Origin of the sequence: Rubrobacter marinus, from assembly GCF_011492965.1 — a bacterium.
Lineage (GTDB): Bacteria > Actinomycetota > Rubrobacteria > Rubrobacterales > Rubrobacteraceae > Rubrobacter_F > Rubrobacter_F marinus.
In genome coordinates, this window is record NZ_CP045121.1 from 3,222,983 (window position 1) to 3,236,793 (window position 13,811).

Genomic DNA, 13,811 nt, shown 5'->3' on the forward strand with positions numbered 1-13,811 from the left:
AAGGAAGTGCATGACCCGGATCCAAGAGGTCGTGGTCCAGAAGAACGTGCCGGCCGAGATGCGCGACGGCGTGACCCTCATGGCGGACGTCTACCGGCCCGCGGGGAGCGACGCTGCCCACTCGTACCCGGTTCTCCTGACCCGCCAGCCGTACGGCAAGGACCTGCCGGTCGCGACCACCTACCTGAACCCCATAAAGGCCGCTCAAGCCGGGTATATCGTGGTGGTGCAGGACGTCCGGGGCCGTTATGCCTCCGGGGGCGAGTGGGAGCCTTCGGTGAACGAGTTCGAGGACGGCTACGACTCGGTCGAGTGGGCCGCGCGCCTCCCGGGCTCGGACGGGAGCGTCGGGATGTACGGGGCGTCGTACTTCGGGATGACGCAGTGGCAGGCCGCCGTGACGCAGCCGCCCTCCCTCAAGAGCATGGCCCCGGGCATCACCTACGGCAACTACCTGAACGGCGCCCACATGCGCGGCGGCGCCCGCGAGCTCGGGCTGCGGCTGTACTGGTCCGAGGGCATCCTGGCCCCCGAGACGCTCTTCCGGCTCTACGGCGGGGACCCCGAGGAGCTCGTCAGGCGTCTTCCGGCCCTCGTCGACGTGGTGGACAACTTTCCGAGGGAGTTCGACACGCTGCCGCTCAAAGACTTTCCGGACCCCGCCGGCGTCGTCCCGTACATGTTCGACGCCCTGGAGCAGGGGGTCACCTCGAAGCTCTGGCGCTACCTGAACGTCGACGACCGGTACGAGAACGTCGCGGCCCCGACCTTCCATATCGGGGGCTGGTACGACATCTTTCTCGGGGAGACGCTCGCGCAGTACCGGGCGATGAAGGAGAAGGCGGAACGCTGGGGGACGCGGCCCCCACGCATGCTCATCGGGCCCTGGCACCACGCCGTCGCCTTCCCGAGCCTCGTCGGCGACCTCGACTTCGGCTTCGCCGCCTCCGGGCTCTTCCTGAACTACCGCGGAGACGTCACGGAGTACCACACGAGGTGGTTCGACGCGACGCTCAAGGGGCGGGAGGAGGGGCTGGAGGGAACATCCCCCGTAGAGGTCTTCGTGATGGGCGAGAACCGCTGGCGCGGCTATGAGGAGTGGCCCGTCCCCGGATCCAGGGAGGAGAAGTGGTTTCTCCATCCCGGCGGGGTCCTCTCGCGCGAGAAACCCCGCGAGGCCGGCGGCCCCCCCGACGAGTACGACTACGACCCGCGGGATCCGGTCCCCACGATAGGCGGCGCCCTCCTGATGCCGGCGGTCTACCGGCCCGGCGCCCGCGACCAGCGCCCGAACGAGGAGAGAGGGGACGTGCTCGTGTACACGAGCGAGGAGCTCTCCGGGGGCTACACGGCGATCGGGGACGTCTACGCGACCCTCTTCGCGGCCTCCTCGGCGCCGGACACCGACTTCGTGGCGCGGCTCGTGGACGTGCACCCGGACGGGCGCGCGATGGCCGTGACGGACGGGATCATTCGGGCGAGCGCCCGCGAGAGCTACGCGAAGCCGGGGGAGATCACCCCTGTCGAGCCCACGCCGATAGAGCCCGGTCGCGTCTACGAATACGCGATCGACCTGTGGGCGACCGGGATCACCTTCGGCCCGGGCCACCGCATTCGCGTCGAGATCACCTCCAGCTCCTTCCCCCGCTGGGACCGCAACCTGAACACCGGGGAGGACGGCCTGAACAGCTCGCGCACGGAGGTTGCCCACCAGAAGGTCTTCCACGACCCCGAACGCCCGAGCAGCATCACCCTGACCGTCGTGGACGGATAGAGCCGAGCCGCCGGGAGGACCTTCTGCGAGGACCCGAACAGCGGCCTCAGAACAGCGGCCGTTCCCCGAGCGAGGTCCTCGTGGGCCCCCTCATGCGCCCGAGCAGCCAGGCGGGGACCTCTGCGAGCGGCGACCGCTCCGTCCACCGGTACGGCCCTCCCGTGCGGCTCGGCGGGACCACGACGTAGCCGCCCTCCCCCCGCACGTCCAGCCCCGGCCCCACCCAGGAGGCGCTGTTGCGTGCCCCGCCCTCGGGTAGCGGAAGAAGACGTGCTCTCCCCCGCCCCCCGTCCCCGCCCTCGTCGTCGCGGGCAACGGTCCGAAGGTCCCTTCGAGGTCTCCGAGGCTCCCGAGCCCCCCGTCCCTCGGGTCGACGTCGAGGACCAGCAGGGCGCTCCGCTCGCCGGTCGGCACGCCGATGTTGGCGCGGGGCCACCGGGACCACCAGCGCCCCACGACGAGGGCGTCGGCGCTCGCGTCCCGGAAGCCGTCGCGGGTGAGGGGCCTCTTGCCGAGGGGCTCGCAGGGGAAGACGGGCAGCCCCCGGCGGGCGTACGCGAGCGCCGCCCTCGCCAGCGGCGAAGCGTTCCGGATGCTCCCCTCGCCCTCCACGCCGCCCATTCTACGCACGCGCGGCCGATCGTTGGCGCACGCCGGGCACGGTCCGGGCCGCCCCCATCACCTGCCCCTCGGGCCGGGGGTGCGCCGCCGACCGGGGGTGAGAACCGCGAAACGGGCGGGGCGTACTCGGATACCATGGCCGGGGACACATCGGCGCCCGGCGAGGGGTGGCCGTCGTCCGGCACGGCGTCGAGCTTAAGAGGATGAGCGGTATGGCGGGAGGACGGGGGACGGTCCGCGCGGAACGGGCCAGCTAGGGGTGGAGGAGGTCGGCTACGCGGAGCTGAAGGGCCGGCTGCGGCTCTTGCGTGCGGCGGCGTTCCTGAGCACCTTCGACAGGTTCGCGGCGGCGCCGATGCTGGTCACGATCGCGGCGAGCCTCGGGGCTTCGCTGGAGGAAGTCGCCTGGGCGGCGAGCCTCTACTACCTGCTCTACGGGGCGATGCAGCCGGTCTGGGGGACGCTCTCGGACAAGCTCGGGCGGGTGCGGGTGATACGGCTGTCGCTCGTGGCGGTCCTCGTGCCGGGCCTCGTCTCGGCGTTCGCCCCGAACCTCACGGCGCTCGTGGTCGGCCGGGCGCTCTCGGGCGGGCTGTTCGCCGCGATCATCCCGGCCTCCCTCGTGTACATAGGGGATACGGTCCCCATAAACGCTCGCCAGAGGGCCCTGGCCGACCAGCTCGCGACGAGCGCGGTCGCCACGGCGCTCGCGACGGCGGCGGCGGGGCTGGCAGCGTACCTGGGGTACTGGAGGGTGGCGTTCGCGGCCCCCGTCCTCGTCTCGGCGGCGCTCGGCCTCTTCCTGCTCTCGCGCCTGCCGGAGCCGGAGAGGGAGGTCGGGGCGGGGCCGTTGGCCCGGCTGGGCCTCGCGGTACGCAAGCCCTGGGCCGGGCTCGTCGTGGGGCTGGCGCTGGTCGAGGGCGGGGTCATCCTGGGCTTTCTGACCTACCTCGCCCCCGCGCTGGAGTACGCGGGCTACAGCGCCGCCGTCTCGGGGCTCGTCGTCGGGCTCTTCGGGGTCGCGACGCTCGGGTGGACGCGGCTCGTCAGGGGGGTCTCGGAGAGGTTCGGCAAGCACATCCTGCTGCTCGCGGGCGGCGGCCTGCTCGCGCTCGGGTACGCGGCGGGGGCCGCGGGGCAGAACCTCGTCGGCATCTCGCTCGCGGCCTGCCTCGTGGGCGGCGGCTTCGCGTTCATGCACTCGACGCTCCAGACGTGGGCCACCGAGGTCGTGCCGGAGGCGAGGGCGACGGTGATCTCGTTTTTCGCCGCGGCCCTGTTCGTGGGCAGCGCCATCGCGACGTTCGCCGCCGCCCCGCTCGCTGAGGCCGGCTCCTTCGGCACGCTCTTCGCCCTCGCCGCGCTCGTGGCCGTCCCCCTGACCTTGTCGGCGGGCTTCGCCCGCCTCCGCTATGACGCTCGCGAGAAGTCCTAACCTGCCGCCCGCCCGGTGTTAAGCTCCCCGGAATGACCGCCGACCCGCAGGCAGGGCGCAGCTCCCTGAGGACCGTCAACACGACGCGCTACGTGACGCCCCTGCGCGAGGGCGGCTCGCTGCCGGCGATCGTCGAGGCCGACGACCTCGGCACGTACGTCCTGAAGTTCCGGGGCGCGGGGCAGGGACGGAAGACGCTCGTGGCGGAGGTAGTCGCGGGCGAGATCGCGCGGCTCCTCGGGCTGAACGTGCCGGAGATCGTCTACGCGGAGCTCGACCCGGACCTCGCCCGCACGGAGCCCGACCCCGAGATACAGGACCTGCTCCGGGCGAGCGGCGGCCTGAACGTGGCCCTGGACTACCTGCCGGGCTCCCTGGGCTTCGACCCGCTCGTCTCGCCGCCGGGTCCGGAGCTCGCGTCGAGCATCGTTTGGTTCGACGCCCTCGTCCAGAACGTCGACCGCTCCCCGCGCAACACCAACCTCCTCGTCTGGCACGGGAACCTCTGGCTTATAGACCACGGGGCCGCGCTCTACTTCCACCACAACTGGCCGGGCCTCGGGGACCGGGTCTCGCCGCCGCGAGCCAGCGCCCCTACGTCGCCACGCGCGAGCACGTCCTGCTCCCCTTCGCGAGCAGCCTGCGGGAGGCGGACGGGGCCCTCGCCCCCTGCTCACGGGGGACGTCCTGCGCGAGGTGGTGGGCCTCGTCCCGACGAGTGGCTCGCCGGCGAGCCCGGCTTCGCGGGCGTGGGGCCCGTCCGGGAGGCCTACGTGGCGTACCTCTCGGCCCGGCTGAAGGGCCGCGGACGTGGGTGGGCGCGCTGGAAGAGGCGCGCGGAGGCGCGTGAGCGACCTGTTCGAGTACGCGGTGCTCCGGGTGGTCCCCAGGGTCGAGCGCGGCGAGTTCCTGAACGCGGGCGTCGTGCTCCACTGCGCCTTGAGGGGCTTTCTCGACGCCCGCGTCCACCTCGACCCCACCCGCCTCTCGGCCCTGGATCCGGGGGCGGACCACGAGGCCGTGCTCTCCCACCTGGAGGTCGCCCGGCTCGTCTGCGAGGGCGGGCCGGGGGCGGGCTACGTGGGCCTCATGCCCCGGAGCCAGCGCTTCGGGTGGCTCACGGCGCCGCGCAGCGCCGTGGTCCAGCCCTCCCCCGTCCACACGGGCTTCTCCGAGGACCCGGAGGCGTCCCTCGAGCACCTGTTGCGCGTCATGGTTCTGCCGCCGGGCTGAGGTTTAAACGACTCCGGCCCCTGTGGTAGCCTCTCGGCTTGGTGGAGACGCTGGCGAAACCGGGCAAGAAGGCCAGGGCGAGGGGCGCGGCCCGCCGCCTGGGCTCTCCGGCGTGGATCGTGGGCGTGGGCGTCGGGCTCGCCGCCCTCTTCCTGTACCTCCTGACCCTCGCCCCGACCGTCCTCTACTACACGGACGAGATGAAAGACTCGGCGGTCCTGCCGTCGATCGCCTACGTCCTCGGGATCAGCCACCCGACCGGCTACCCGACCTACACGATCCTCACGCACCTCTTCACCTACCTGCCCGTCGGGGAGGTCGCTTACAGGGTGAACCTCGCCTCGGCCGTCTTCGGGGCTTTGGCGGTCGCGGGGCTCTACGCCGTGGGGCTACGCCTCGGGGGGAGCGTCGTGGCGGCGGCCTTCGGCGCCCTGGCGTTCGGGACGAGCCCTTTGTTCTGGAGCCAGGCCGTGATCGCCGAGGTCTACACCCTGCACGTCCTGTTTCTGGCGCTCGCGTTCGTGGTCCTGCTCATGTGGCGGGAGAAGCGGGAGGATGGGTACCTCCTGCTCGCGGCCGTCGTCCTCGGCCTCTCCATGACGCACCACCTGACCAGCGGCCTGCTGCTGCCGACCGCCGCCGCCTTCGTGCTCCTCGTCGAGCCCAGGAAGATCCTGGACTGGAAGATCATCGTCAAGGGCGTGGCGCTCTTCCTCGTGGCCCTCGTCCCCTACGCCTACCTGCCGCTTAGGGCACGCATGAACCCTCCGATGAACGTGGAGGACCCGTCAAACTGGGAGCGGTTCAAGGACCTCCTCACGGGCGGCGAGTTCAAGGACAAGATGTGGGTCTTCGGCCCCGAGGAGCTGCCAGGAAGGCTCCAGATGTACCTGGACCACCTCTCCGGCCAGCTCCCCCTGGCCGTCGTGGCGGCGGCGCTGGTCGGCGTCGCGTACACCCTCCTTCGCGACCGGGCGGCGTTCGTCCTGCTCGCCCTCCCCTACGGCGGCTTCCTCTTCTACGCTCTGGAGTACGACATCGAGGACGTCCACTACTACTTTATCCCAACGTACGCGATCCTCGCCGTGTGGGCGAGCGTCGGCCTCGCCGCGGCCCTGCGCGGAGCCGGACGCCTCTCGGGGGGGTCTCGGAGGGTCCAGACGGCGACCGTCGTCGCGCTCTCCGCGCTCGCGCTCGTCCTGGCGCTCCGGGGCCTGCCGCAGACCTACAGCGCGGTGGATATGAGCGAGGACTACGAGGGGCGCAGGATCCTGGAGGCCGTCGCCACCCGCACGGCCCCGAACTCCATCGTCATCCAGCACAGGGGCCCGCTGAGCTACATGCAGCTCGTCGAGGGGCGCCGCACGGACATACAGGTGTGGAACTTCGTCCAGCCCAACGGAGAGGAGGAGGGCGCCGAGGCCGCCGCTGCAATCCGGGAGGGCCGCTTCTACATCCTCTACCCCAACGAGGGCAAGACGCGCCAGTTCGAGGACGGAGGCTACGAGCTCGAACCCGTCGAGGGGAAGATGCTGTACAGGGTGGTGCCGGGAGAGGGAGCCTGACGGACCGGAGCCCGTCGGGACGCGTCAGCCCCCGGAGGGTTCGAGGACGAAGTAGCGATCCACGGGGACGAAGCCGAGGAGCGCCGCGAGGTTCATCGAGGCCGCGTTCGTCTCCAGGGCCCCCCAGACCGGCTCCTTGCCCCTCGTCTCGCGCATGTGCCGCACCATGAACGCGGCGCACGACGCGGCGTACCCGCGCCTCCGGTGCCCCTCCAGCGTGTCTATGGAGACGTCCCACAGCCCTTCCGTCTCCGAGGCCACGTAGCAGAACGAGACGGGGACGCCCCCGACGAACGTCGCCGCCAGCGGCGTGCCCCTGCCGAGGACGCCCTCCAGCTCGGCCCCGAGCCCCGCCCTGAGACCGGACGGCAGGGCGCGCAGCCCCTCCGGACCGGAGAGCATCCGGACGTCGCCCCGAGGAGTCCATAAGAGCCCGCCCTCCCCGAGGCGGTGAAGCACGGCGGTCTGCATCTCCCAGCCGGGAAGGGTCCGCGCGACGGACGCTGCGTTCTCCGGCATCGCTATGACCGCGCCCGAGCCCTCGTTGCGGGCCACGGCCTCTGCCACCCACTCGTCCGGCGGGCGCCCGACGACGGAGACGAGCTTCTCCTCCGGGTAGAGGCCGCGCGCGACGAAGCTCGGCCCACCTTCGCCTCCCTCGTCCGAGCCCAGGATCTCGCAGCACCCCTCGAGCAACATCCCGCGCGTCTCCAGAAAGCGCGGGGTATCCGGGAGGAGCGCGGCCAGGCGGCGCATCTCGGGCGTCGGTGCTACGGCGCGCTCCCCGAGAGGCGGGCGACGAACTCTTCGGGGACGCGGCTCGGGCGGCCGGTCCCTATCTCGATGCAGCCGTGGCGGGTGCGTCCGGTGGCGACGGTCTCCCCGTCGCGCAGGACCTCGTACTCGAACCAGAACGAGGCCCTGCCGAAGTCCGCGAGGCTGGTCTTCAGGACGAGGGCGTCGTCGAAGCGGGCGGCGCGCTTGTAGAAGGCGTGGGCCTCCACGACGACGAAGCCGTAGCCCGCCCGCTCCAGGTCCCGGTACGAGAGGCCCGCCGCGCGGAGCCACTCCACGCGGCCGACCTCGAAGTACGAGAGGTAGTTCGAGTTGTTGACGATGCCCTGCGCGTCGGTCTCGCCGTAGCGGACGCGGAACTTCGTCTCGTGCGTCGCGGGGGCGCTCAACTCCCCTTGAACTCGGCCTTGCGCTTCTCGACGAAGGCGCCCATGCCCTCCCTCGCGTCCTCGGTGGAGAAGAGCAGGCCGAACTGGTCGGCCTCGTACTCCAGGCCGCTGATCAGGTCGACGTCCAGCGAGCGGTTCGCCGACGCCTTGGCCATCCGGACGGCGAGGGGGCCGTTCGCGGCGATCTGGCCGGCGAGCTCCTTCGCGGCGTTCAGCGCCTCGCCCTCGGGGACGACGCGGTTGACGAGGTTGATCATGCGCGCCTCCTCGGCCTTGATGCGCCTCCCCGAGAAGATCAACTCCTTCGCGATGCCGGGGCCTACGAGCCGGGGAAGACGCTGCGTACCGCCCATGCCCGGGAGTATTCCGAGGGAGACCTCCGGGAAGCCAAGGGTCGCGTTCTCGGCCGCGATCCGGATGTCGCAGGCCAGGGCGACCTCGCAGCCGCCGCCGAGGGCGAACCCGTTGATCGCCGCGATCGTCGGCACCGGGCTCCGGTCGAGGAGCGCCGTGGCCGCGTGGCCGAGCTCGGCGAACCTCTTCGCCTCCATCGGGCTCATCCGGCTCATCACCGCGATGTCCGCCCCCGCGATAAACGCCCGGGTCCCGGCGCCGGTCACGACGATCGCGCGCGGCGGGTCCGCCTCCAGGTCGAGGAGCGCCTGCCCGATCTCCTCCACCACCTGCGGGTTCAGGGCGTTCAGCTTGTCCTGGCGATCGATGGTGAGCACGGCGATGGCGCCCTCACGCTCCACCTTCACGAAATCCAATGCGGTCTCCCTTTCACGACGGCCGAGATCCCGGCCACCCCTAGCGTCTCTACGCACCCCCGATAGTCTAGTGAACGAGGGCCGGCACCGCTCGGCGGAGATCTCCACACGCTCTCCCGGCGCGATGGACGTGTTCCGCGGTGGCGTCGAGCGCGTTGTGGCTCCACGCGAGCCCGCGCGTTCGGCGAACCGGGTTAGCCCACGAGTTGGCCCTGGAGGTACTCCACGGCCTTTCTCGTCGGCGTTCCGGGGGTGAAGACCTCGCCGACGCCCGCTTCTTTGAGCTTCGGGATGTCCTCCTTCGGGATGGTGCCGCCGCAGAAGACCAGCACGTCCTCGGCGTCGTTCTCCTTGAGGAGGTCGATGATGCGGGGCAAGAGCGTCATGTGGGCGCCGGAGAGTATGGAGACGCCTATCGCGTCGGCGTCCTCCTGGATGGTCGCCTCGACCACCTGCTCGGGGGTCTGGTGGAGGCCGGTGTAGATCACCTCCATCCCCGCGTCCCTCAGGGCGCGCGCGATGATCTTGGCCCCCCGGTCGTGCCCGTCGAGCCCGACCTTTGCCACCACAACCCGTATCGTATCGGCCACGAACGCCTCCCTCCGTCGGCAGAAACCAGCAACCAGCCCTCAGCCCCCGACCGGGCGCCCGGCGATCTCCCCTCCGGCCGCTTCCTCGGCGGTTAGGACCGCCTGTCGGCCGTCGGTCGATGGGCGGCTGGCTGACCGGCTGACCAGCCCTATATTACCGGCGTCTCGCGGTAGGTGCCGTAGACCTCCTGCATGGCCGAGGAGATCTCCCCGACCGTCGCGTAGGCCCGGACCGCCTCTATCGTCGGGTACATGACGTTCTCGCCCTCGCGGCAGGCCTTCTTCACGGCCTCCAGGCACTCCTCGACGCGTCCGTTGTCGCGCCTCTCCTTCAGCTCCTTGAGGCGCTTCACCTGGCCCTCGGAGACCGTCGGGTCCACGCGGTGGGTCTCGACGTCGGACTCGTCCTTTGGCTCGTAGATGTTGACGTTGACGATGTGGCGCTGGCCCGACTCTACCTCCCGCTGGTAGCGCGCGCTCGCCTCGGCGATCTCCTCCATCTGGAAGCCGTTCTCGATGGCGCGCACCACCCCGCCCATGTCCTCGATCTGCTTGAAGTAGTCGTAGGCCTGCCGCTCCAGCTCGTCGGTGAGCGCCTCGACGAAGTACGAGCCGCCGAGCGGGTCTATCGTGTTCGTGACGCCGGTCTCCAGGGCCGCTATCTGCTGCGTGCGGACGGCGACGCGGACCGCCTCCTCCGTGGGGAGCGCCAGCGCCTCGTCGAAGGAGTTGGTGTGCAGGCTCTGCGTCCCGCCGAGGATGGCGGCGAGGGCCTCGAAGGCGGTGCGCGCGACGTTGTTGTACGGCTCCTGGGCGGTGAGGGAGACGCCGGCGGTCTGGGTGTGGAAGCGCATGAGGAGGCTCCGCTCGTCCTTGGCGCCGTACTTCTCCTTCATCACCGTCGCCCAGATGCGCCGCGCCGCGCGGAACTTGGCGATCTCCTCGAAGAAGTCTATGTGCGAGTTGAAGAAGAACGAGAGGCGCGGGGCGAAGTCGTCGACGTCGAGGCCGGCCTCCATCCCGGCTTCCACGTAGGCGAAGCCGTCCGAGAGGGTGAAGGCGAGCTCCTGCGCCGCGGTCGAGCCGGCCTCGCGGATGTGGTAGCCGGAGATAGAGACCGTGTTCCAGCGGGGCATGTGCTCGGTGGCGTAGACGAGCATGTCCTTGAAGACCTGCATGGATGGTTCGGGCGGGAAGAGCCACTCCTTCTGGGCGATGTACTCCTTGAGGATGTCGTTCTGGTTCGTGCCGGCTAGCTTCTCCGGCGGGACGCCCTGCTTCTCGGCGGCGACGACGTACATGGCGAGAAGGACGTGGGCGGGGGCGTTTATCGTCATGGAGGTGGAGATCTCGCCCATGTCGATCCCCTCGAAGAGCTTCTCCATGTCCTCCAGGGAGTCGACGGCGACCCCCTCGGTGCCCACCTCTCCGAGGGAGAGCGGGGAGTCCGAGTCGAGGCCCATGAGGGTCGGCATGTCGAAGGCGACGGAGAGGCCGTTCTGGCCGTGGTCTATAAGGTAGCGGAACCGCTCGTTCGTCTCGGCGGCCGAGCCGTAGCCGGCAAACTGACGGACGGTCCACAGGCGGCCCCGGTACATGTTCGGGTAGACGCCGCGGGTGTAGGGGTACTGGCCCGGATACCCGAGCTTGTCGTCGTAGTCGCCCTCGACGTCGTCCGGGGTGTACAGGGGCTTGATGGGCACCCCGCTCATCGTCGAGAACTCGGCGTCGCGCTCGCCCCTGCCCTCGTACGCCTCCCGCCAGCGGTCCTTGGCCTTCTTCTCGGTATCCAAAGTGCCTCCCCTTAGGCCTCGAAGATCCCCTTATGCTTCAAGCACGAACTGTAGCACAGGGGGCCGGGACGCCAGCCACGACTTGTGCTATCGTCGCCCACCGTGACCGACGACGCGCACAAAATGGACCCCGCGATCGGGCGTCGCCGCATACCCTGGAACGAGATCGACTTCTTCCGCTGGCCGGGGCTCAAGCTTCTGGAGGCCGAGAACGGCGTCTCAAGGGTGGAGCTCGGGGTCGAGAACCACCACCGGGGCGGGGGTGGCTCGCCCCGGCACGTGAACGGCGGGATCGTCAGCTACATGTTCGACGCGCTCCTGGGAGCCGCCGTCGAGTCGACTTGGGACGAGGGCGTGATCGGCCAAGTCACCATCACGCTGAACGTGCAGTTCGTGGACGCCGTCGAGGCGGAGAGCAGGATCGAGGGTACCGCCCGCGTCCTGCGCCGCGGCGGGGGCCTGGTCTTCGGGGAGGGCCAGATCTTCGACGAGCGGGGCAGGCTCGGCGCGACGTGCACCGGCGTCTACAAGCTCTTCCGCAGCAAGCAGGAAGCCCGCCCGAGCTAGGCCCTAGTAAGACTCTCCGGAGAGCTCGCGCGCCCCTTCGGCGCTCGCGAAGATCTTGCCGGGGTTCATGATCCCGTTCGGGTCCGCGAGCCCCTTTATCCCGAGCATGAACGCCAGCGAGTCGCCGTGCTCCCTCTGGAGGTGGCGCATCTTCCCGGAGCCGATGCCGTGCTCGCCGGTCGAGGTGCCGCCGCGCGCCAGCGCGTAGTCCACGATCTCGGCGTTGACCTCCTCGGCCCTCCTCAGGTCCTCCTCGTCGTCGCGGTCCACGGGGAAGACGGCGTGGTAGTTGCCGTCGCCGACGTGGCCGAGGATCGCCCCGTCGAGGCCGCGGGAGGCTATCGCGTCGCGGGCGTGCCCGAGCGCCCCGGGGAGTTCGGAGATCGGGACGCACACGTCGGTGGACATCGGGCTCTTCTCGGGGTTCAGGTTCTGGATCGCGAGCCCGGCCTCGTGGCGGGCCTCCCAGAGCTTCTCCCGGGCCGCCTCGTCCTCCTCGAACTCGAAGGTGAGGGAGCCGTTGGACCGCGCGATCTCCCGCGCCTTCGCCACGTCCTCCTCGACGCCCCCCTCGCCCCCGCTGAACTCCAGAAACAGGGTCGGCTCGACGGCGTAGTCCGTGCCCTTGTACGCGTTGACGGCCTCGACCGTGCGGGCGTCGACGAGCTCGACGCGCCCGATCTTCATGCCGCTGCGGATGATGGCCACCGCCGCGCCAGCCGCTTCTTCTATGCCGCCGAAGACCGCACGCGCAGCGAGGATGCGCGTCGGGATCGGGTAGAGGCGGAGGATCAACTCCGTGAACACCCCGAGCGTCCCCTCGGAGCCGACGAAGAGGCCGGTGAGCCCGTAGCCAGCCGAGGACTTCATCGCCAGGCCCCCGGTCCTCATCACCGTCCCGCCCGGGAGTGCGACCTCCAGCCCGAGGACCTGATCCCGCATCACCCCGTACCTCACCGCGTTCGTCCCGCTGGCGTTCGTCCCGGCCATCCCGCCGATGGCCGCGTCCCAGCCGGGGTCGACCGGGAAGAGGAGCCCGTGCTCCGCGAGCGCCGCGTTCAACTTCCCGTGCGTCACCCCCGGCTGGACCCTCGCTAGGAAGTCGTCGGGGCGGATCTCGAGGATCTCGTCCATCCCGTTCATGTCCAGGCTGATGCCGCCCCGGACGGGGACGGTGTGCCCCTCCAGGCTGCTCCCCTGCCCGAACGGGACGACCGGGACGCCCCGCTCGTCCGCGAAGCGCAGCACCTCCAGGACCTCCTCCCGGTTGCGAGGGAAGACGACGGCGTCGGGCAGGTGCGGGGCGTGGTAGGTGAAGAAGCCCCCGCCGTGACGCTTCAGCTCGTCCTCCCCGGCCGAGACGCGGCCCTTGGGGAGGATCTTCCCGAGCTCCGAGACGAGGTTCACGGCGCTACCCGGCTTCGACCGGGTTCGTCAGGCTCCCGAGGCCCTCGACCTCGACCGTCACCTCGTCGCCGGGCTTCAGGAAGACCTGCGGGTCGCGAGCCGCCCCGACGCCGGGAGGGGTGCCGGTCGTGATGACGTCGCCCGGCAGGAGCGTCATGCCCTGGCTGAGGAACGAGATAAGCTGGGCGACGGAGAAGATCATCTTCGCGGTCGTCCCGTCCTGCATGACCTCGCCGTTGAGGGTGCAACGCAGGTTGAGGGCCTGCGGGTCGGGGACCTCGTCGCGCGTGGCGATGTACGGCCCCAAAGGGCAGAAGGTGTCGATGGACTTGCTCCGCGTCCACTGCCCGCCCTCGGAGAACTGGAGGTCGCGGCTGGAGATGTCGTTGCAGTTCGTGTACCCGAAGACGTAGTCGAGGGCTTCGGCCTCGGAGACGTTCTTCGCCGCGCGCCCCATGACCACCGCGAGCTCGACCTCGTAGTCCGCCTTCTGGGTGATGGGCGGGATGCGTATGGCGTCGCCCTGCCCCACCAGCGTGTTCGCGTACTTGGCGAAGACTATCGGCTTCTCGGGGATCTCGGCGCCCGTCTCTGCCGCGTGATCGGAGTAGTTGAGGCCGATCCCGATGATCTTCTGCGGGTTGAGGACCGGCGCGTGGATGCGTGCCGACTCCATCGACACCGGCCCGCCGCCAGGCACCCTCTCCGCGTCGCGCCCGTGCTCGATGATCTCCATCATCGTCGTCCCGGGGCCGCCGACCGGGTGGATCTGCCCGCCCTCGATCTCCCCCACCTGCGGCGCGCCGCCGTTCGTCGAGTACGTAACCAGCTTCATCGCATCTCCTCTCCCGCGAATAACACGACCCGAGCGC

At 70.3% G+C, this 13,811-nt stretch carries 12 protein-coding genes and 2 pseudogenes; 6 read left to right on the top strand and 8 right to left on the bottom strand.

The features are described from left to right. Positions 1-10 precede the first annotated feature (10 nt). Positions 11-1,774 (top strand): CocE/NonD family hydrolase, encoded by a 1,764-nt coding sequence (locus tag GBA65_RS16725; RefSeq protein WP_166397531.1) that lies wholly within the window; start codon positions 11-13, stop codon positions 1,772-1,774. A 46-nt stretch (positions 1,775-1,820) separates the two neighbouring features. On the opposite strand, the pseudogene GBA65_RS16730 reads toward GBA65_RS16725, so the two are convergent. Continuing rightward, positions 1,821-2,395: pseudogene (locus GBA65_RS16730) on the bottom strand (bifunctional DNA primase/polymerase). A 259-nt stretch (positions 2,396-2,654) separates the two neighbouring features. Between GBA65_RS16730 and GBA65_RS16735 the strand changes: the two are divergent. From GBA65_RS16735 to GBA65_RS16745, 4 genes and pseudogenes are all read left to right on the top strand, one after another. Then, positions 2,655-3,830: an MFS transporter gene (locus tag GBA65_RS16735; RefSeq protein ID WP_207955846.1), complete on the top strand. Its 1,176-nt coding sequence runs from the start codon at positions 2,655-2,657 to the stop codon at positions 3,828-3,830. A 32-nt stretch (positions 3,831-3,862) separates the two neighbouring features. Further along, positions 3,863-4,303, top strand: a pseudogene (locus GBA65_RS26695) (HipA family kinase); the annotation flags it as partial. A gap of 373 nt (positions 4,304-4,676) precedes the next feature. Further along, positions 4,677-5,063 (top strand): DUF3037 domain-containing protein, encoded by a 387-nt coding sequence (locus tag GBA65_RS16740; protein ID WP_166397532.1) that lies wholly within the window; start codon positions 4,677-4,679, stop codon positions 5,061-5,063. A gap of 41 nt (positions 5,064-5,104) precedes the next feature. Beyond that, positions 5,105-6,628: a glycosyltransferase family 117 protein gene (locus GBA65_RS16745; protein WP_228281992.1), complete on the top strand. Its 1,524-nt coding sequence runs from the start codon at positions 5,105-5,107 to the stop codon at positions 6,626-6,628. Between the two features lie 24 nt (positions 6,629-6,652). Here GBA65_RS16745 and GBA65_RS16750 read toward each other — a convergent pair whose 3' ends face one another. The 5 genes from GBA65_RS16750 to GBA65_RS16770 form a co-directional block, all read right to left on the bottom strand. After that, on the bottom strand, positions 6,653-7,384 hold the full coding sequence (locus GBA65_RS16750; protein WP_166397533.1) for a GNAT family N-acetyltransferase: 732 nt from the start codon (positions 7,382-7,384) through the stop codon (positions 6,653-6,655). A gap of 14 nt (positions 7,385-7,398) precedes the next feature. Then, positions 7,399-7,812: an acyl-CoA thioesterase gene (locus tag GBA65_RS16755; protein WP_166397534.1), complete on the bottom strand. Its 414-nt coding sequence runs from the start codon at positions 7,810-7,812 to the stop codon at positions 7,399-7,401. After that, a complete protein-coding gene (locus GBA65_RS16760) occupies positions 7,809-8,582 on the bottom strand; it encodes an enoyl-CoA hydratase/isomerase family protein (RefSeq protein WP_166397535.1) in 774 nt (257 codons plus the stop codon). The genes GBA65_RS16755 and GBA65_RS16760 overlap by 4 nt, the downstream gene beginning before the upstream one ends. A 194-nt stretch (positions 8,583-8,776) precedes the next feature. After that, entirely contained in the window at positions 8,777-9,172 is a 396-nt protein-coding gene (locus GBA65_RS16765) for a cobalamin B12-binding domain-containing protein (RefSeq protein ID WP_166397536.1), read from the bottom strand. Between the two features lie 149 nt (positions 9,173-9,321). After that, a complete protein-coding gene (locus tag GBA65_RS16770) occupies positions 9,322-10,965 on the bottom strand; it encodes an acyl-CoA mutase large subunit family protein (RefSeq protein WP_228281416.1) in 1,644 nt (547 codons plus the stop codon). Between the two features lie 123 nt (positions 10,966-11,088). Between GBA65_RS16770 and GBA65_RS16775 the strand changes: the two genes are divergently transcribed. Then, the gene (locus tag GBA65_RS16775) at positions 11,089-11,532 is read left to right on the top strand and encodes a PaaI family thioesterase (RefSeq protein ID WP_166397537.1); all 444 of its coding nucleotides are present in this window, start codon (positions 11,089-11,091) and stop codon (positions 11,530-11,532) included. A 3-nt stretch (positions 11,533-11,535) separates the two neighbouring features. Here GBA65_RS16775 and GBA65_RS16780 read toward each other — a convergent pair whose 3' ends face one another. Beyond that, the gene (locus GBA65_RS16780; protein WP_166397538.1) at positions 11,536-12,939 is read right to left on the bottom strand and encodes an FAD-binding oxidoreductase; all 1,404 of its coding nucleotides are present in this window, start codon (positions 12,937-12,939) and stop codon (positions 11,536-11,538) included. 4 nt (positions 12,940-12,943) lie between these two features. Continuing rightward, positions 12,944-13,774, bottom strand: a complete 831-nt coding sequence (locus GBA65_RS16785) for a fumarylacetoacetate hydrolase family protein (RefSeq protein ID WP_166397539.1) — start codon at positions 13,772-13,774, stop codon at positions 12,944-12,946. Positions 13,775-13,811 lie beyond the last annotated feature (37 nt).